The 17,994-nt window shown below is 71.6% G+C and carries 21 protein-coding genes; 5 read left to right on the top strand and 16 right to left on the bottom strand.

Translation table 11 applies throughout. The annotated features are described in order from the left end of the window. Positions 1-73: 73 nt before the first annotated feature. From AC1DWR_RS01375 to AC1DWR_RS01365, 3 genes are all read left to right on the top strand, one after another. Positions 74-1,363: an MFS transporter gene (locus AC1DWR_RS01375; protein ID WP_477623380.1), complete on the top strand. Its 1,290-nt coding sequence runs from the start codon at positions 74-76 to the stop codon at positions 1,361-1,363. Positions 1,364-1,403: 40 nt separating this feature from the next. Further along, complete coding sequence (locus AC1DWR_RS01370) at positions 1,404-2,561, top strand: pyridoxal phosphate-dependent aminotransferase (RefSeq protein ID WP_477623379.1); 1,158 nt, start codon at positions 1,404-1,406, stop codon at positions 2,559-2,561. A 134-nt stretch (positions 2,562-2,695) separates the two neighbouring features. Further along, positions 2,696-3,292 (top strand): peptidoglycan DD-metalloendopeptidase family protein, encoded by a 597-nt coding sequence (locus tag AC1DWR_RS01365; protein WP_477623378.1) that lies wholly within the window; start codon positions 2,696-2,698, stop codon positions 3,290-3,292. Positions 3,293-3,405: 113 nt separating this feature from the next. Here the strand turns inward: AC1DWR_RS01365 and AC1DWR_RS01360 are convergent, their stop codons facing one another. The 12 genes from AC1DWR_RS01360 to AC1DWR_RS01305 all read right to left on the bottom strand — a co-directional run bounded on the left by AC1DWR_RS01360 (position 3,406) and on the right by AC1DWR_RS01305 (position 13,397). Next, positions 3,406-4,230: a DUF3152 domain-containing protein gene (locus tag AC1DWR_RS01360; protein WP_477623377.1), complete on the bottom strand. Its 825-nt coding sequence runs from the start codon at positions 4,228-4,230 to the stop codon at positions 3,406-3,408. Between the two features lie 138 nt (positions 4,231-4,368). Beyond that, positions 4,369-5,271 carry a tyrosine recombinase XerC gene (locus AC1DWR_RS01355; RefSeq protein ID WP_477623806.1) on the bottom strand — a complete coding sequence of 301 codons (903 nt, stop codon included), beginning with the start codon at positions 5,269-5,271 and terminating at the stop codon, positions 4,369-4,371. Positions 5,272-5,334: 63 nt separating this feature from the next. Continuing rightward, a complete protein-coding gene (dprA, locus tag AC1DWR_RS01350) occupies positions 5,335-6,438 on the bottom strand; it encodes a DNA-processing protein DprA (RefSeq protein ID WP_477623376.1) in 1,104 nt (367 codons plus the stop codon). Further along, positions 6,435-7,973, bottom strand: coding sequence for a YifB family Mg chelatase-like AAA ATPase (locus AC1DWR_RS01345; RefSeq protein WP_477623375.1), 1,539 nt, complete (start codon positions 7,971-7,973; stop codon positions 6,435-6,437). Before AC1DWR_RS01345 ends, dprA begins: the two co-directional genes overlap by 4 nt. Further along, positions 7,970-8,341, bottom strand: coding sequence for a YraN family protein (locus tag AC1DWR_RS01340; protein ID WP_477623374.1), 372 nt, complete (start codon positions 8,339-8,341; stop codon positions 7,970-7,972). The genes AC1DWR_RS01345 and AC1DWR_RS01340 overlap by 4 nt, the downstream gene beginning before the upstream one ends. Positions 8,342-8,510: 169 nt before the next feature. Then, complete coding sequence (locus AC1DWR_RS01335; RefSeq protein ID WP_140741572.1) at positions 8,511-8,828, bottom strand: DUF2469 domain-containing protein; 318 nt, start codon at positions 8,826-8,828, stop codon at positions 8,511-8,513. Continuing rightward, entirely contained in the window at positions 8,825-9,508 is a 684-nt protein-coding gene (locus AC1DWR_RS01330) for a ribonuclease HII (protein WP_477623373.1), read from the bottom strand. Before AC1DWR_RS01330 ends, AC1DWR_RS01335 begins: the two co-directional genes overlap by 4 nt. A gap of 96 nt (positions 9,509-9,604) precedes the next feature. Next, positions 9,605-10,627 (bottom strand): signal peptidase I, encoded by a 1,023-nt coding sequence (gene lepB, locus AC1DWR_RS01325; RefSeq protein WP_477623372.1) that lies wholly within the window; start codon positions 10,625-10,627, stop codon positions 9,605-9,607. Beyond that, the gene (gene lepB, locus AC1DWR_RS01320) at positions 10,624-11,367 is read right to left on the bottom strand and encodes a signal peptidase I (protein ID WP_477623371.1); all 744 of its coding nucleotides are present in this window, start codon (positions 11,365-11,367) and stop codon (positions 10,624-10,626) included. Before lepB (AC1DWR_RS01320) ends, lepB (AC1DWR_RS01325) begins: the two co-directional genes overlap by 4 nt. Positions 11,368-11,439: 72 nt before the next feature. Continuing rightward, complete coding sequence (gene rplS / locus AC1DWR_RS01315; protein WP_477615466.1) at positions 11,440-11,799, bottom strand: 50S ribosomal protein L19; 360 nt, start codon at positions 11,797-11,799, stop codon at positions 11,440-11,442. A gap of 240 nt (positions 11,800-12,039) precedes the next feature. Beyond that, positions 12,040-12,264 carry a hypothetical protein gene (locus AC1DWR_RS01310; RefSeq protein ID WP_477623370.1) on the bottom strand — a complete coding sequence of 75 codons (225 nt, stop codon included), beginning with the start codon at positions 12,262-12,264 and terminating at the stop codon, positions 12,040-12,042. A gap of 62 nt (positions 12,265-12,326) precedes the next feature. Further along, a complete protein-coding gene (locus tag AC1DWR_RS01305) occupies positions 12,327-13,397 on the bottom strand; it encodes a LacI family DNA-binding transcriptional regulator (protein WP_477623369.1) in 1,071 nt (356 codons plus the stop codon). Between the two features lie 150 nt (positions 13,398-13,547). Here AC1DWR_RS01305 and AC1DWR_RS01300 point away from each other — a divergent pair, with 150 nt between their 5' ends. Both AC1DWR_RS01300 and AC1DWR_RS01295 read left to right on the top strand, forming a co-directional pair. Continuing rightward, positions 13,548-14,306 carry an ABC transporter permease gene (locus AC1DWR_RS01300; RefSeq protein ID WP_477623368.1) on the top strand — a complete coding sequence of 253 codons (759 nt, stop codon included), beginning with the start codon at positions 13,548-13,550 and terminating at the stop codon, positions 14,304-14,306. 45 nt (positions 14,307-14,351) lie between these two features. After that, the gene (locus tag AC1DWR_RS01295; protein WP_477623367.1) at positions 14,352-15,152 is read left to right on the top strand and encodes a ceramidase domain-containing protein; all 801 of its coding nucleotides are present in this window, start codon (positions 14,352-14,354) and stop codon (positions 15,150-15,152) included. Here AC1DWR_RS01295 and trmD read toward each other — a convergent pair. From trmD to rpsP, 4 genes are all read right to left on the bottom strand, one after another. After that, on the bottom strand, positions 15,136-16,368 hold the full coding sequence (gene trmD, locus AC1DWR_RS01290) for a tRNA (guanosine(37)-N1)-methyltransferase TrmD (RefSeq protein ID WP_477623366.1): 1,233 nt from the start codon (positions 16,366-16,368) through the stop codon (positions 15,136-15,138). The two genes, AC1DWR_RS01295 and trmD, sit on opposite strands and share 17 nt — an antisense overlap. Positions 16,369-16,383: 15 nt before the next feature. Then, complete coding sequence (rimM, locus tag AC1DWR_RS01285; RefSeq protein WP_477615472.1) at positions 16,384-16,926, bottom strand: ribosome maturation factor RimM; 543 nt, start codon at positions 16,924-16,926, stop codon at positions 16,384-16,386. Between the two features lie 119 nt (positions 16,927-17,045). Then, positions 17,046-17,288: an RNA-binding protein gene (locus AC1DWR_RS01280; RefSeq protein ID WP_140741550.1), complete on the bottom strand. Its 243-nt coding sequence runs from the start codon at positions 17,286-17,288 to the stop codon at positions 17,046-17,048. Positions 17,289-17,290: 2 nt separating this feature from the next. Further along, on the bottom strand, positions 17,291-17,932 hold the full coding sequence (gene rpsP / locus AC1DWR_RS01275; RefSeq protein ID WP_477623365.1) for a 30S ribosomal protein S16: 642 nt from the start codon (positions 17,930-17,932) through the stop codon (positions 17,291-17,293). Between the last annotated feature and the right edge of the window lie 62 nt (positions 17,933-17,994).

Below are 17,994 nucleotides of genomic sequence, written 5' to 3'. Positions count from 1 at the left end.
CCCTCCCCGGCCCCCCGAGCCCCCCGAAAACCCGGACGACCTCTCGCACGGACGCCGGTAGGCTCGCCCTCTTGTGACCACCCTCCTGTCCCGACTCGGCGAATGGGTCGCACCGGCACGCATGGGCGTGCCGTTCCGCTGGAACCTGGCGTCCTCCTGGACAGGCCAGCTCGGCGACGGGATCGCGCTGGCCGCCGGTCCCCTGCTCGTCGCCTCGCTGACGCGCGACCCCGCCCTCATCGCCGCGGCGGCGATGGTCCAGAACCTGCCCACGCTGCTGCTCGGCCTGTATGCCGGCGCCGTCGCCGACCGCGTCGATCGCCGCTGGCTCGTGCTCACGGGCAACCTCGTGCGGGTGGTCGTGCTGGCGATCCTGGTCGTGACCATCGCCACGGGCACGGTCTCGATCGCCCTGCTCCTCGTGACCCTGTTCGCGGTGGGTGTGGCGGAGCTCTTCGCCGACACCGGCTGGCGGGCCGTCCTACCGATGATCGTGCCCAAGGCCGACCTCGGCGTCGGCAACGCCCGGCAGATGTCCGGGTTTCTCGTGGCCAACCAGTTCATCGGTCCGGCGGTCGGCGCGAGCCTGTTCGCCCTGGGGTCCGCCGTCCCGTTCGGGGTGCAGGGCAGCGCCCTGCTGCTGTCGGCCGCGCTGTTCGCGAAGGTGCGCCTGCCACGCGAGGACACCCGCGAGCGTCCGGAGCAACACATCGGCCACGACATCCTGGACGGGCTGCGCTGGATCGCCGGCAACGCGCCGATCCGCACCCTCACCCTCGTCATCTTCATCTTCAACATCACCTGGGGCGCCCCTTGGGGCGTCCTCGTCTACTGGGCGCAGGAGCGGCTGGGTGTCGGCGCGGTGGGGTTCGGCCTCCTCACGACGGCCTCGGCGGTGGGCGGCGTGACCTCGGTGCTGCTCTACGACCGGCTCGAACGACGCGTGCCGCTGGCCCGCCTCATGAAGATCTGTCTGGTGCTCGAGGTGCTCACCCACCTCGCCCTCGCGCTGACCACGGTGCCCTGGGTCGCCATGGGGATCATGGTCGTGTTCGGCGGGTACGCGTTCGTGTGGGGCTCCCTCTCCTCGGCCGTCCGCCAGCGAGGCACGCCGAACGAGTTCCAGGGCCGGGTCGGGAGCGTCTACTGGGTGGGGCTGATCGTCGGGCTGCTCGTGGGCCAGTTCCTCGGGGGCCTCCTCGCTCGCCACTTCGGCGCCGCGGCCCCGTTCTGGTTCGCCTTCATCGGCTCCGGCGTGACCCTGGTGCTCGTGTGGCGTCAGCTCGGACACATCGCGCACGCCGACGAGGCGCACGCCGACGAGGACGAAGCGCGGGCCCGCCCGCCACGCGCCGAGGGATAGGTTCCGCTCCACGGTCGTCACGCGGCATACCCTCAGGCGCATGGCCCGTCCACCCGGCAAACCCGCACTGGCCCCGTTCGGCACCACGATCTTCGCTGAGATGACGGCTCTGGCCACCGAGCACGGCGCCGTCAACCTCGGCCAGGGCTTCCCCGACACCGACGGGCCCCGGGCAATGCTCGACGCGGCCAAGGCGGCCATCGACGGCGGGCGCAACCAGTACCCGCCTGGCCCCGGTGTCCCCGAGTTGCTCGATGCCGTCGCGGCCCACCAGGCGCGCTTCTACGGCCTCGGCGTCGACCCGAAGTCCGAGGTGCTCGTCACCGTCGGCGCCACCGAAGCCATCGCCGCGACCATCCTCGCCTTCTGCGAGCCGGGCGACGAGGTCGTCACCTTCGAGCCCTACTACGACTCGTATGCCGCGTCGATCGCCTTGGCGGGCGCGGTGCGTCGCACCTCGGTGCTGCGCTTCCCGGACTTCGCGGTGGACGAGGAGTCGCTGCGGGCCGCCTTCTCGTCACGCACCCGGCTGGTGCTGCTCAACACGCCCCACAACCCCACGGGCAAGGTCTTCAGCCGAGCCGAGCTCGAGCTGATCTGTTCTCTCGCAAGGGAGTTCGACGCGTGGGTGGTGACCGACGAGGTCTACGAGCACCTGGTCTTCGGCGATGCCGTGCACCTGCCTGTCGCGACCCTGCCCGAGATGTGGGAGCGGACCCTGACGATCTCGTCCGCCGGCAAGACCTTCTCCGCCACCGGGTGGAAGGTCGGCTGGGTGTCGGGGCCCGCAGCTGCGGTGGCCGCCGTGCGCGCGGTCAAGCAGTTCCTCACGTTCGTGGGGTCTGGCCCCTTCCAGCCCGCCGTCGCCCTGGCCCTCGCCCTGGACGACGAGGTGTATGCCGGGCTGGCGCGCTCGCTGGAAGCCAAACGAGACCTGCTCGTTGCAGGGCTCCGGTCGGCGGGGCTGGAGGTGTCGGTGCCCGGCGGGACCTACTTCGTCGTCGCCGACGCAGCTCCCCTGGGCGCAACAGACGCCCTCGCGTTCTGCCGGGAGCTGCCCGCACGGGCAGGCGTCGTGGGCGTGCCGGTGTCGGTGTTCCACGACGACGTCGCGGCCGCCCGGACCCTGGTGCGGTTCGCGTTCTGCAAACGGGACGAGGTGCTCCACGAGGCGGTGGAACGGCTGAGCCGGCTGTAGGTCGACAGCCGGGCGGTATCGCTGCCCGACATCCACACCGCCCACGTGAAGGACCGCGCCGTCCACAGGTCGCCGTCCCCTGCCGGGCGCCCGCAGGAGCGGACCGCGATCCTGAGCCGATGCATCCAGCAGCCGTGTCGCTTCTGCCCGTCGCTGCGTTGGTCCTCGCCGGCACCACCCTGTCGGCGGTTCCGACCGGGCGGGAGCACCCTGGCCTCCCGTCCTCCTCCGCGTCGACCAGTGCGCCATCGTGGAACCAGCTGGCCGCAGCGGTCCCGCGCGACTCGAGCCGCGCCCCGTCCCCCGCCCTGCGCGGCCGCTGGGCCTGGCCGCTGCAGCCGCAGCCCGCCCTGGTCCGGCCCTTCGTGCGACCGGCCACGACGTACGGCGCCGGGCACCGCGGCGCGGATCTCACCGGGGCGGCGCAGCAGGAGGTCCATGCCGTCGAGGCGGGCACGGTGACCCACGTGGGCAGCATCGCGGGTCGTGGCACCGTCAGCGTCCTGCACGCCACAGGGATCCGTTCGACCTACGAGCCGGTGGAGTCGGCGGTGGTCGCGGGTTCGGCCGTGGCGCGGGGAGCTGTCCTGGGGCGGCTGGACGAGCACGGGTCGCACTGCGGCGCCGCCGTGTGCCTGCACCTGGGGGCGATCCGGGGCGACGTCTACCTCGACCCCCTGACCTTCCTGGAGGGCGGCCGGCGAGTGCGCCTGCTGCCGCTGGCCCCATAGGTGTTGCCGCTGCCGGCTCCGGATCGATTGCCCCTGACCCCAGTGCCTCTGGCCCCAGTGCCCGCGGACCGACTCCCTCCGGACCACGTGTGCCGAAGCCCGTGGTTGGCGGGTCAGGCGCCCGAGGGGTAGGGCCAGGGTCTGCACCCACCGAGGTCGAGGGTCTGCTGGACCATCACGGGGGCGCGCTTGCCCTTGCCGGGGCAGGTCCGGTGCTGGTGACCGAGGCCGTGACCGACCTCGTGGTTGACCTGGTACACGCGGTAGAGCGCCACGTCGGCGCCGTAGCTGTCGTCGCCCAGGGCCCACCGGCGGAAGTTGAGCACCGACCGCTCGCCGTTCCAGCACGACACCTGGGACAGGGTCCGCATCGGGGCACACAACCTGTCGGTCAGGCCAGGGCTGGCCAGCGTGACCCGAACGTCCACGTGGGCGCCCTTGGCCTCCTGCTGCGGGGTGACGTTGACGAAGCGGACACCGTCGACCTTCTGCCACCCCTTGGGGTCGAGCAGCACGGACTGGATCGTCGTCCCCACTTGCACCGGGTCGACACCGAGCCCACCCTCGATCTCCACCGTGTACCTGACGGTCCGCCCGGAGGTCGCCACCGGAGCCCGGGGCACCGAGACGACCGTGAGCTTGCCGGTGCCCTCCTGCGGGACCTCGGTGGCACCCGCCGCGGTCGTCTCGGTCGCCGCCGAGCCGTCCTCGTTGTTGGTCGTCCGGGTGGCCGTCGCGGACGGTTTCGCTGGAGTGGTGACCCGTGAGGCAGCTGCACCGACCGGAGCCGTGTCGCCCCTGATGGTGAGTCGCACGGTCACCACGGCCACGAGAAGGAGGATGACCGTGACTGCGATGGTGCGGCGGAGCCGCACCTGCCGGCTGGGGCGGCGGCGGTGCCGAGGCGGCGTGCGGGTCATCCGCGAGTCCTCACTCACGCGCTGGCACTGCTCCTCTCGAGAGACGCGGACCCCGTGGGGTCCGAGCGACGACTGTGGCATCCATCTTCCCCCTTCCGACCGGCTCGCAGACCACGGCGCGCCCAGGTCGCGACTGCCGAGAGCTCGAATCGGTCGTCACGCACGCGGGTGCGCCTGTCGGTAGGACTGCTTGAGCCGGTCGACGGAGACATGGGTGTAGATCTGGGTGGTCGCCAGCGACGCGTGGCCGAGCAGTTCCTGGACGAGCCGCAGGTCGGCTCCCCCTTCGAGCAGGTGGGTGGCCGCACTGTGGCGCAGCCCGTGCGGGCCGAGGTCCGGTGCGTTCGGGACGTGTTCGAGCAGGGAGTGCACCGCTGCCCTGATCTGTCGCGGGTCGGCCCGACGACCCCGACGCCCCAGAAGCAGCGCCGGGCCACTGCCGTCCACGGCGACCTGGGGTCGTCCGAGGGTGAGCCAGGCCTGAACGGCGTCGCGCGCCGGGGCCCCGAAGGGCACCGTCCGCTCCTTGCCCCCCTTGCCCATGACGCGCACCACACCCCGGTCGAGATCGAGGTCGTCGATGTCGAGGGCAGTGAGCTCGCCGACGCGGATCCCGCTGGCGTAGAGAAGCTCCAAGGCTGCCCGGTCGCGCAGGTGCATCGAGTCCTGGTCGTCGCTGGCCACCGCCGCGACGTCCATCAGAGCCGTGGCGTCAGACTGCCGCAGCACCTCGGGGAGGTGGCCGGCGCGTTTCGGCGCGGCCAGCCGCAAGGAGGGATCGTGCTCGACTCGCCCGGTGCGCGTGGCCCAGCCGAGGAAGGTCCGGGCTGCGGCTGACCGCCGCGCGATCGTCGAGCGAGCCGCCCCCGACTCCGCCTGGGCCGCCAGCCAGCCTCGCAGGTCACGCAGCCCCACATCGGCGAGGTCCGTGATCCCGCACTCGGCGTCCAGGAACTCCACCAGGCCCCGCAGGTCGCCGAGGTAGGCCCGAGTGGTGTGCTCCGACCGGCCTCGCTCGCTGCGCAGGTGGCGCTCGAACGCAGCGAGCGTCTGCGCCATGGACTGACTCACGCCGTCACCGTCGCAAACGCAGCGACGCGGCACAAGCCGCCACCCCGCAGCTCAGCGCGGCACTGCGGGTTTGCGCCAACCACTCCCCTCGCGGATCGCGAGACCAGCGACGTCGAGGGCGCCCAACGCGCTGCGGACCTCGTGGGCTGCGAGCCCGCACCTGCGAGCCAGGTCCTCGGTCGTGACGGCGTTGCGAGTCGGGAGAGCCGCCAGGACAGCCTGGTGGGTGAGCGACAGGTCGTCGTCGCGCTCTGAGGGCCCGTGCTTGCGCGGTGCCAGCTCCCCGATCGGACCCACCTCCTCGGCGACCTCCGCGGCGTCGGTGACCAGGGTGGCCCCGTCACGGACCAGCTCGTGGCAGCCGGCCGAGACCGCCGAGGAAACGGGTCCCGGTACGGCGCAGACCACCCTCAGGTGCTCACCCGCCAGCCGCGCCGTGTTGCGGGAGCCGCTGCGCAGGCCTGCCTCGACGACGACCGTGCCCTGGCTGACCGTGGCGATGAGCCGGTTGCGGCTGAGGAAGCGCCACTTGGTCGGAGCGGATCCCGGTGGCACCTCACTGACCACGAGACCTGCCGAACGGATGCGGTCCAGGAGCCCGGCATGGCCACTGGGATAGGGCCGTTCGATGCCTCCGGCCACGAACGCGATGGTCACGCCGTCCACCGCGAGGGCGCCCTCGTGCGCGGCACCGTCGATGCCGTACGCCGCACCGGACACGACTGCGAAGTCGCGTTCGGCCAGGCCGGCGGCGAGGTCCTTGGCCACATGGACGCCGTAGCCGGTGGCAGCGCGCGCGCCCACGATCGAGACGCTGCGGGCCACCACCTCCGCGAGGTCGGCAGGTCCCTGCAGCCACAGGCAGAGCGGGGGCGCGGCCAGGTCGTCGAAGCCGTGCGGCCACTCGTCGTCGCCCGGGATGATGATGCGGGCGCCCAGCCGCTGAGCGATCTGGAAGTCCCGCTCGACATCCAACCCGGGTAGCCGCTCCGCCATCCTCGCGCCGACGGTCGTGCCCGGGGTCACGGTGTGCCAGGCCTCCTCCGCCCCGGCCACCGCGATCCGGGCCGCCACGTCGGCGTCGCCCGGTTCGACCAGCCGCGCCCAGGCGACCCGTGCCCCGCGTTCCCCCCGAAACGCCCGTGGCGCCGTCACGCGGCCACCGGCCCCTGGTTGCGCAGGGCCAGGGCGGCGCCGAGGTCGTCTCGCACCGGCGTGCTGCGCCCGCCGAGGTCGGCGACGGTCCACCCGACCCGCAGCACCCTGTCGTAGCCCCTCAGGGTGAGCTGAGCGCGGTCGAGTGCCCGGTCAATGTCGACCGTGGTCGACCTCGGCAGCCGCCACCGTCCACGCCGCAGCTCGGACCCCGGGACCTCGCTGTTGACGCGCCACGAGGTCGAGTCCCATCGCTGCGCCTGCGCCTCCCTGGCCTCCCGGACCCGCGCGGCCACGACGGCGCTGCTCTCTCCGGTCAGACCTGCGAGGGAGGCGCGGGTCACCGCGGGCACGTGAACCTGCAGGTCGACCCGGTCGAGCAGCGGCCCCGAGAGTCGGCCGATGTAGCCGCGCTTGGCCATGGGGGTGCACGCGCAGCCGATGCCCTTGCCGAAGCCCAGCCCACAGGGGCACGGGTTTGCCGCCATGACCAGCTGGAACTGTGCGGGGAACCGCACGGTGGCCCGCGCCCTCGAGACCATGACGTGGCCGGACTCCAACGGCTGGCGCAGGGCCTGGAGTGCCTGGGTCTTGAACTCGGGGGCCTCGTCGAGGAACAGCACACCGTGGTGGGCCTGCGAGATCGCGCCGGGCCGCACGGTACTGCTGCCGCCACCGATGATGGCTGCCTGGGTCGCGCTGTGGTGCGGGGCGACGAACGGTGGCAGCCCCTCGACGTCGAGCTCGGCGGCCGTCACGCCCAGGAGCGAGCGGACCGCCAGCACGTCGATCGACTGCTCGCGGCTGAGCCGAGGCAGGATCGAGACGAGGCGTTCGGCGAGCATCGTCTTCCCCGAGCCGGGCGGGCCGAGCAGGAACAGGTGGTGACCCCCGGCAGCAGCCAGCTCGAGCGCTGTCCTGGCCTCGTCCTGACCGACGACGTCGGCAAGGTCCAGCGGATCCGCCCGGGCCAGGGCCGGCGCGATGGCGGAGTCCGGAACGCCGAGGCCCAACGTCTCGGACCCGCCTGAGTACGCCGCGATGAGATCGGCCAGGTGGCTGACAGCATGCACCCGGATGTCGGGCACCAGCCGCGCTTCGGCCGCGTTGGCCACGGGCACGACGACGTCGCGACACCCTGCCCGCGCCGCGGACAGGACGGCGGGGAGGACGCCGCGGACAGGACGGACCGAACCGTCGAGCCCCAGCTCACCCAGGTGCACGATGTCTCGCACCCGCTCCGGAGACACCATCGCGAGCGCTGCCACCACGGCCACCGCGATCGGCAGGTCGAACCCACTGCCGTTCTTGGGGATCGACGCCGGAGACAGGTTGACCGTGATGCGGTCCTGAGCCAAGGACCGGCCGATGCTTGCCGCCGCGGCCTTCACACGGTTGGGCGACTGCGCGCAGGCCGTGTCCGGGAGACCACCCAACATGAACGCCGGGAGGCCCCCCGACAGGTGGGCCTCGACCTCCACCACGGCACCGGCAAGTCCCTCCAGCGTCACGGAGCGCGTCCGCCCGAAGGTCATCCGCCGACCCCCTGGAGGTGCCTGACCCGGGCCGGGCCGGCGACGGGACGCAGGATGCCGATCACGTCGATCCGGATCCGCCCGGGGTGCTCGTCGTGGGCCTGCAGCCAGGCGGACGCGAGTCGTCGGAGTCGGGAGGCCTTGCGCCGGTCCACGGCCTCGACAGGGGCACCGAACCGCTCGGTCCGGCGCGTCTTCACCTCACAGAAGACCAGGCAGTCGCCGTCCCTGCCCACGAGGTCGATCTCGCCGCGGGCGCACCGCCAGTTGCGGTCGATGACCGCCACCCCGTGCTCCCTCAGGTAGCGCTCGGCCAGTCGCTCGCCGTACTCCCCGAGCGCCCGGCGCGGATCTGTCTGGTGTGCCATGCGCCAAGCCAAGCCGCCTGCCCGTCCCGCTGACAGCAGCCAAGCGCCGGGCTGTGGACCAGGACGACGCGGCAGGGTCCCCTGTGGGCGTCGACTCCCGATACGGCGCCATTGCTGTCGCCGTCGCGCCCTGGGCCACCGTGGCCGGCCAGTGGCGCGCGACTCCGACCTAGAAGCCCTGCCCCTTGGGCAGCTCGAGATCGGACTTGGCCAGCTCCTCGACGTTGACGTCCTTGAACGTCACCACCCGCACCTGCTTGGCGAACCGCGCGGGCCGGTAGATGTCCCACACCCACGCGTCGGCCATCGTCACGTCGAAGTAGACCTCGCCACCGTCGGAGCGCACCTTCACGTCGACGGAGTTGCACAGGTAGAAGCGACGTTCGGTTTCCACGACGTGGGAGAACAGGCCCACGACGTCGCGGTACTCCCGATAGAGCTGCAGCTCCATCTCGCTCTCGTACTTCTCCAGGTCCTCTGAACTCATCGCGCACTCATCTCCACCTGCGTCACGTCGGGTGCTGTCAGCGCACCCTGCCCTGCCCGATCGCCGAGACCAGTCCCATCATCTCCCGAGATGCCGGGCAGCCGCCACGACCTGCGGTGCAGGTCCGTGGCGCCGAAGGCCTCCAGCGCCGCGAGGTGTTCCGGCGCGGCATACCCCTTGTTCTCGTCCCAGCCGTAGGCCGGGTGGTCGGGGGCGGCGGCCACCATCATCGAGTCGCGCTCCACCTTGGCCAGCACCGACGCGGCGGCCACGGAGGAGCACTTGAGGTCGGCCTTGATCATGGTCGTGACCGGCGGGGCAACGGGGGCGGAGTCGGACGCGAAGGCGAAGAGCCCCACCTCGTCGGGCGCGGTGAGCCAGTCGTGGTTGCCGTCGAGGATGACCAGGTCGGGCACGATGTTCACGGCCGCGAGCGCGCGGCACCCCGCCAGACGGAGGGCGGCGATGATCCCGATCTCGTCGATCTCCTCGGGCGAGGCGTGGCCGACGGCATACGCCAGGGCCCACCGCCTGATCCGCGGCACCATCGCTACCCGCGCTGCGGGCGTGAGCAGCTTGGAGTCCTTCACGCCGGCGGGCGCGCTGCGACACGTCTCGTCGATGAGGACGACGCCGACGCTGACGGGCCCCGCGAGGGCGCCACGGCCCACTTCGTCCATGCCCGCGAGGATGCGGTGTCCGTCTCGCTGGAGCTGGCGTTCGACCCGCAGGTTGGGTTTACGGCTGCGTCCCGCCGGTTGCGCCTGAGCCACCGGTCAGCCCGTTCCTGTCGGGGCGTCGGTGTCGGTGCCTCCCACCTCGCCACCACCCTGGCCGTCGGTCGCCCCGTCGGACCCGCCCGTCGTCGAACCCCCCTGGGGATCGCCGGCGGGCGCACGGCTGCCGCTGGTAGCGGGCGCGGGCACGGTGGCGAAGGTGTCCTTGGGGTTGGACAGCCAGGTCAGGTGGTCCAGCGGCCAGACCAGCGCCACCGCGCGGCCCACGATGAGGCGCTCGTCGACCGAGCCCTCGCTGCCGTTGTTCTCGGGAGCGTCGTGGGCGCGCGAGTCGGCGGAGTTGGAGCGGTGGTCGCCCATCACCCAGACGCGTCCTCTGGGCACGGTGATGTCGAAGTCCTGCTCGCTCGCCGCGTCGCCCGGCTTGAGGTAGGGCTCCTTGATGGCGGTGCCGTTGATGGTGATCCGGCCGCCCTCGTCACAGCAGACGACATGGTCACCGGGTAGCCCGATGACACGCTTGATGAGGTGGTTCTCGGCGTTGTCGGGCAGCAGTCCGACGAAGGTCAGGGTGTCGCTGACGATCGTCGCCAGCGGTCCGCGCTGGACCGGTGTGGTCGCGTCGAGCCACTGGCCCGGGTCGGCGAACACGACGATGTCGCCGCGTTCGAGGTCGATGGGTCCCGGCGTCAGCTTGCTGACGATGACGCGGTCGTTGAGGACGAGGGTGTCCTCCATGGAGCCTGACGGGATGTAGAACGCCTGGAGCAGCCAGGTCTTGACGATGAAGGACAGCACCAGGGCCATCCCCACGACGATCGCGAACTCCTTGAGGGCAGCACCGAGCACCGCCAGACCGCCCACCGGCGCATCGTCGGCATGGCGTCCCTTGCGAGACGCCGATGCCGCCGTCGGTCCTTCGGGCTCGGCGGACTCGTCGGCGCCGGGATCGACCGCGTCGACCCCGTCGACCTGGGCGGGCTCCGACGATGGCGGGGACTCTCCCTCGTAACCGAGCCACCCCGCGTCGCCGCGGCGCGCGTCCCGCGCGTCGCCACTCACGGGGCACCGACGCGGGGGATGTCGGCCAACGCCTCAGGGGTGTCGAAACCACCGACGCGCGACAGCGGCCAGTAGGTCGCACTGGCGCGGCCGATCACGTCGGACAGCCGCACCGTGCCGCCGCCCGGGTCGCCGAGGTGGGAGCGGGAGTCGGCGCTGTCGCTGCGGTGGTCGCCCATCACCCAGACCCGGCCAGCCGGCACGGTGACGTCGAAGGTGAGGTCGCTCGACTGGTCCCCCGAGAAGAGATAGGGCTCGGCCAGCGGCACTGCGTTGACGGTGAGCCGGTGCTGGGCGTCACAACAGACGACGTGGTCGCCGGGCAGCCCGATGACCCTCTTGACGAAGTCCTGCTCACCGAGGTCGAGACCCACCAGGGAGGCCGCGCCGCCGAGTGCCCGTCCGATCAGACCGTCGTCCTTGTGGGGCTCGCGCTCGGCGACGGCGAAGCTCGTGGTGCCGTCGAAGACGACCACGTCCCCCCGCCGCAGCGAACCGCCGGAGACCAGCTTGTTGACCAGGATGCGGTCGCCGGGCTCGATCGTCGGCTCCATCGATCCCGACGGGACGTAGAACGACTGCACGAGGAAACCCCGGACCAGCACCATCACCAGCAGGGAGACGCTCGCCAGGAGCAGCCACGACGGGCCGCCACGTGGGCGTTCCGACGCGACCGCCGCATCAGTCTCGACTGGAGCGGCGGCCGGGTCGTGCTGGGGTGATTCCGGTCCGGGGTTCATCGCATCCGGAGCCTAACCCTCGGGCCTGTGCCGCCGCGTGGCGGGACACCTGAGGGAGAGATGGTTCCCGCCTTACTTGGCGGTGACCGTCTCGCGCTTCTCCTTGATCTTGGCAGCCTTGCCGCGCAGGTCGCGCAGGTAGTAGAGCTTGGCGCGACGGACGTCACCGCGGGTGACGAGCTCGATGTGGTCGATGATCGGGGTGTGCAGCGGGAAGGTGCGCTCCACGCCGACGCCGAAGGAGACCTTGCGGACGGTGAACGTCTCGCCGATGCCACCACCGTGGCGACGGATCACGACGCCCTTGAAGACCTGGACGCGCGAGCGGGTGCCCTCGACGACCTTGACGTGCACGTTGATCGTGTCGCCGGCGCGGAAGGCCGGGATGTCGTCACGAAGGGATGCCTTGTCGATCGCATCGAAACGCTGCATGGCGGATTCGCTTTCTTCTCGGCGCCACAGGTCGCCCAGGGTGTTGGGTGGTGCTGCTGATGATGGTGCGCGCCTGGTGCGTGACCGACCACGTGGTCGGGACACTGCCCGGACACTCCCCCTGTGGCAGGGGTCGCTGGTCACGCGGGCGCGAGGAGCCATTCTGCCACGCACAGGGGCCGCGACAGAAATCGTCGCGGCCCCTGTGATCCCGGTATGCCGCGTGGCTGGGCCACGCGCTCAGGCGCTGGCGTGCGCCGGACGGCAGGCCGGGTCGATCCGGTCGGCCCAGCGACGCTGGACCGACGCCGTGCTGCGCAACGTGGTCGCGAACGAACGGCGCACGGTCCCGCGAGTCGGACGGGTTCCGAGGCCGTCGTCGACGACGGCGGCGTCCGGGCGGGCCGACCGGGCCAGGGCGGCGCCTGCGTTGCGGTTGATGGTGAGGGCGATGTAGTCGCTCATGTCCTTCTCCTTCCGGGGATGTGGTGGTGCGGTGGTGCTATCGGTGGACGCTGACGGGTCCGTCAGCGCGTCTGTGGCGTCGTGGCAGGTCCGGTGCTGGACCGCACGACGAGCTCGGTGGGGAGCACGATGCGGCGCTCGGTGTAGTTGGGGTCGAGGAGCATGCGGCCGGCGATCCGACCTCGTTCGGCAATGGGCTGCCGCACGGTCGTGAGGCCGTTGTCGGCCGCCGCCGGCACGTCGTCGAAACCGACGAGGGACAGGTCCCGACCCGGGGTGATGCCGCGCTGCCGCATCGCGTCGAGCACGCCGAGGGCGAGGACGTCGCTCACGGTGATGATCGCCGTGGGTCGGTCCTGGCGGTCGAGCAGGTGGGCGCCGGCCGCCCGCCCGGCCTCGACCGAGTTGTGGCCGGGAGGTGCGACGGTGCGCACGCTCACGTCCGGGCCCAGGCCCTCACGGAAGCCGTCGTAGCGGTCCCACGAGAAGGACATCGAGCGGTGCTGCACGTCGTCCACCTCGACGACCTGGTGGGAGTCGACCTTGCTGTCGACGACGATGCCGACGTTCCGGTGCCCCAGCCGTCGGATGTACTCGCCGACCTCACGGGCCGCGCCCCGCTCGTCGATCAGCACCAACCCGTCCATCCGCGGGTCCTTGTCGTCGGTCGCCACCATCCGCAGGCCCCGCTCGACGGCGATCTCGCGGGCCGGGTGGCCGATGTCGAGGCAGTAGGCCAGGACCCCGTCGATGACCGCGGCCCGCATGGCCTCGGCGCTCGCCTCGACCTCCTCGGGCCGCTCCGGGTCGAAGGGCGTCAGCGGGATCAGCAGCAGGCCGGTCTGGAACTGCTCGGCGACCTCGGCCAGCCCCGCCAGCATTCCGACCGAGTAGGGGTCCGAGAACGCGTAGCTGAGCCGTTCGGTGAACACCAGACCGATGGCCCTGGCCCGCTGGGACCGCAGGCTCCGTGCGGCCGGGTTGGGACCGGCATACCCGAGCGCCTTCGCGGTCTCGAGCACCCGCTGGCGCACCTCGGCCGACAGCTGGTCGGGCTTGTTGTAGGCGTTGGAGACAGTGGACACAGACACGCCGGCAGCCTCTGCGACGGACTTCAAGGTGACGTTTCCCATGGCTGGCCTCCCTCCCGAATCTGCGATCTGTATCGATGTACTAAATCGTTCAAGAAAAACGATACAGAAAACATTCCCAACTCGCGCAGCTCTTTTTCGCGAGGGGCCCGCTCGCGCACCACCGCCAGCACGCGGCATACGGTGGCGCCTGTGAGCATCGACCCCGGGTGGCCCGTCGCCATCGCCTTGGCGCTGCTCCTGTTGATCGCGCTGGCGGCCCACCGAGTGGCGGGCTACGACCTCGAGCGTCCGGTGCTGGTCGCGGCCGTGCGGGCCATCGCCCAGCTCGGGGTCGCCGCCCTGCTCATCGCCGCGGTTGTCGACAGCCTTCCGCTGTCGGTCGCGCTGATCGGGGTCATGTTCGCGATGGGCGTGCTGACCACCTCGCGGCGCGTCGAGGCGCCGCAGGCCTGGCGGTGGGCAGCGCTGGCCATGGCTGCCGGCGTCCTGCCCGTGGTCGCGGTGGTCCTCGGCACGGGAACCATCCCGCCCGAGGGCATCGCTCTCATCCCTGTCGTCGGCATCATCGTCGGCAACGCCATGACAGCGCACACCCTCGTGGGCCGCCGCGCCTTCGCTGCCCTGCGCGAGGAGCACAGCCAGTACGAAGCGTGCCTGTCGCTCGGGCTGCTCCCCCACCAGGCCGTCCTCGAGATCGTCCACCGCCGCGCGCCAGAGGCGTTGTTGCCGGGGCTCGACCAGGTGAAGACGACCGGTGTCGTGACGCTGCCCGGCGCCTTCATCGGCGTGATGCTCGGCGGCGGCACGCCGGTGGAGGCCGCCACGGCGCAGGTGCTGGTGCTGTTCGGGATCATGGCCGCCCAGACGGTGACCGTCCTGGTAGCGGAGCGCCTCGTCGCCAGCCGTCGGCTCGTCCCGTCCGACCTCGCCACGGCCCTCGTCGACTGAGCCGACCCGCATCCCTGCAGGTGTCGGTGGCGGCATACTCACGGCATGCCACCGGACGAACGGCGAGACCTGCGGCCGTTCGCGCTGGCCTCCACGGTGGCGATCGCCTCGGTCACCCTGCTCGGACTGGCGACGGTCCACGGCTGGCTCGGCCCGGACGTCGGCCGCGGTGACCGGTTCTGCGAGGCGGCCCGGGACGGCATCGTGCGGCAACCCGCCAACACGCTCAGCAACGTCGGGTTCGTCGTCGCCGGTCTCGCGATCGCATGGCGGGCTGGGGCATCGCGCACCACGATCATGGCCAACCCTCGGCTCGCGGCCGCCTTCGCCGTCGTGGTCGTGCTGCTCGGGCCCGGCAGCGCGGCGATGCATGCCACCCAGAGCGCCCTCGGAGGCCACCTGGACCTGCTCAGCATGTATCTCGTGGCGGCATTCGCCTCGTCGTACGCCGTGACCCGCTGCCTGCACCGCGGTGACGGCTTCTTCGCAGGCCTGTTCGTCGCCGTCGTGGTCGTCTGCGAGCTCGTCGAACGCATCCCTGGGCACGTCCCCGTGGTCGACATCGCCGCCAACCTTGCGTTCGGGGCCTTCCTGCTGGTGGCCCTCACGGGCGAAGCGGTCCTCTGGCGTCGAGGCAGCACGCACAGCGACATCCGCTGGGGCTTCGCGTCGGCCGGCGCCCTGGCCCTGGCCTTCGGGATCTGGAACCTCGCCAAGGACGGCACGGCTTTCTGCCACCCGGACTCGCTCCTGCAGGGGCACGCCGCGTGGCACCTGCTCTGCGCGGTGGCGGCCTACGCGGTGTACCGGCTCTACGCCAGTGAGCGGGTCAGCGGCGCGGCTTGACCAGGTCTACGGTGCCGGGAAAGGCACCCTCGTCCGGCTGCACGCGATAGCCCGCCTTGCGGTAGATCCGAAGGTTGCGGTCGCTGCGGATCCCGGTGTTGAGCCAGTATGCCGCCGTCCCCTCCGGCGCCTGCGCCTCAGCGAAGGCGAGCAGGGCACGCCCGAGTCCGCGGCCCTGAAGGTCGGGCGCCACCATCAGCCGGCCGATCTGCCACAGGGTTCGTTCGGTCGGAGCCGTGCGGCCGCGCACCGACCCGACCAGGCGCCCACCGGCGCGAACGGTCCAGGTGCGCCACTCGGCGATGCCGGCCACGACCTCTGGCAGGGTCTCGACGAGTGGCGGGATGCTGAGCGAGTCGTTGGCTCGCGCCTCGCTGAGCCAACAGGCGCGGCCCAGCGTCATCAGCTCCGGGGCATCCGCCGCAGTGGCGACGGCGACCTCCAGCCCTTCAAGCCCTTCCTGCCCTGCCTGTCCGGTGCCGGTCCGGTGCACCGTCTGGGACACGTGCAACAGGTCGGGGCGGCGGGCCGCGGTGCGATCGAGCCGCTGCTGGTGCCGCCACGCGGCGATGGCGCCGTGGTCACCCGAGAGAAGGACCGGGGGTACGTCGCGGGTGACGCCCGGAGCGGACTCCCAGGACGCGGGCTTGGTGTAGACGGGGTACTCGAGCAGGCCGTCCTCGTGGGACTCCTCGACCAGTGACTCGGCGTTGCCGATGACACCCGGCAACAGGCGGGCGACGGCCTCGACCACGGCCAGCACCGCGACCTCTCCCCCGTTGAGGACGTAGTCGCCGAGCGAGATCACCGACACCTCGAGGCCCAGGTCCTGCGCCGCGTACTCGTAGACGCGTTCGTCGATGCCCTCGTAGCGGCCGCAGGCGAAGGCCAGCCACGGCTCCTCGGCGAGCTCGCGCGCCAGGGCCTGCGTGAACGGCATACCTCCCGGACCGGGGACGACCAGACGCGGACGCGTGCCGCCGTCGGCTGAGGCGACCAGGTGGTCGAGCGCCTCGGCCCACGGCTGCGGCTTCATCACCATGCCCGCCCCACCGCCGTACGGCGTGTCGTCGACGCTGCGGTGCCGGTCGTGGGCGTACTCGCGCAGGTCGTGCACCCTCAGGTCGAGCAGGCCGTCGCGACGCGCCTTCCCGATCAGCGAGAGGTCGAGCGGCGCGAGGTACTCCGGAAAGATGGAGACGACATCGATGATCACGGGGTCACCGGGCCGTCACTCGGCATTGAGCTCGAGCAGTCCCGGCGGGGCGTCCACGACGACGCGGCCGCCCTCGACGTCCACCTCGGGCACGATGGCCTCGACGAACGGGACCAGCGCCTCGGCCCCACCGGTCAGTCGCAGCACGAGCTGGTCCTGGACCGCCCCCGTGCGCAGTCCGGCGACCTCGCCGAGGACGCTGCCGTGGGGGTCGACGGCGGCCAGGCCCACGAGCTCGTCCTCGTACCAGGCGTCATCCTCGTCCTGCGCCACGGCGGCCTCGGCGTCGATGAACAGGCGGGTGCCGCGCAGCGACTCGGCCCCGGTGCGGTCGGGGATCTCCTCGAAGGCCAGCAGCCAGGTCTTCTGGTGCAGGCGGGCCGAGCGCAGCGTCAACGACCTCGGAACCCCCGAGCCCGCGACGGCCTCGGTCTCGTAGGCCACGCCGGGGACGTACCTGACCTCGGGGTCGTCGGTGTGCGTCTGGACCGTCACCTCACCATGCAGGCCGTGCGGCTTGCCGATGCGGGCGACGAGGAGTCTGGAGTCGGCAGGCATGGGTTGATCCTCTCAGGGGTTGGTGGGCTGGCACGACGACGGGGTTGCGGGCCGGCACGACGAAGGGCCACCGGGAAGCCCGGTGGCCCTTCGTCACTGCGTCTGCTGTCGGCGGAGCCTCAGCGCACGCGGTCGGTGTCGACGATGTCGACGCGGACGTTCTGGCCGCCGGCCAGCGCACCCATGACGGTGCGCAGGGCGCTCGCGGTGCGACCGGAGCGACCGATCACGCGACCGAGGTCTTCGGGGTGGACCCGGACCTCGAGCACCTCACCACGGCGGAGCTCCTTGCGTCGCACGGCCACCTCGTCCTTGTGGTCGACGATGCCCTTGACGAGGTGCTCGAGCGCCTCTTCCAGCACGGTCAGGCCTTGTCCGCGGCGTCGGCGTCGGCGGCCACGGGGGCCTCCTCGGTCTCAGCCTTCGCGTCGTCAGCCTTGGGAGCCTCGTCAGCAGCCTTGGGCTCCTCGACGGCGACCTCTGCGGCCGGGGCCTCGGCCTTGGCCTCGTCGACCTTCTCAGCCTTGGCGGGCTTCTCGTCGGCCTTGGCGGGCTTGTCCTCGACCTTGCCGTCGGCCTTGGCGGTCTCGGCAGGAGCCTCGTCGGCCTTCTTGGTGGCCTTCTTCTTCGGGGTGGTGGCCCCGTCGGCGCCGGCCTCGGACTTGCCCGCCGCGGCGATGGCCGCGTCGTACAGCTCCTTCTTGGACGGCTTGGCAGCCTTGACACGCAGGGTGCCCTCGGTGCCGGGCTCGCCCTTGTACTTCTGCCAGTCACCGGTGATCTTGAGCAGAGCGGCGACGGCCTCGGTCGGCTGCGCGCCCTGGCCCAGCCAGTACTGCGCACGGTCCGAGCTGATGTCGATGACCGAGGGCTCCTCGGTGGGGTGGTACTTGCCGATCTCCTCGATGGCCCGGCCATCGCGCTTGGCGCGCGAGTCCATGACGACGACGCGGTAGAACGGAGCATGGATCTTGCCCATGCGCTTCAGACGAATCTTGACGGCCACGGTGGTGGTGTCTCCTGTTTCTGGTTGTGAGCACGGCGAGACCGCGCAGGATTCACGCGGGG

Source organism: Pedococcus sp. P2_E2, from assembly GCF_056403955.1.
This window is presented reverse-complemented; position numbering and strand designations above follow the sequence as displayed.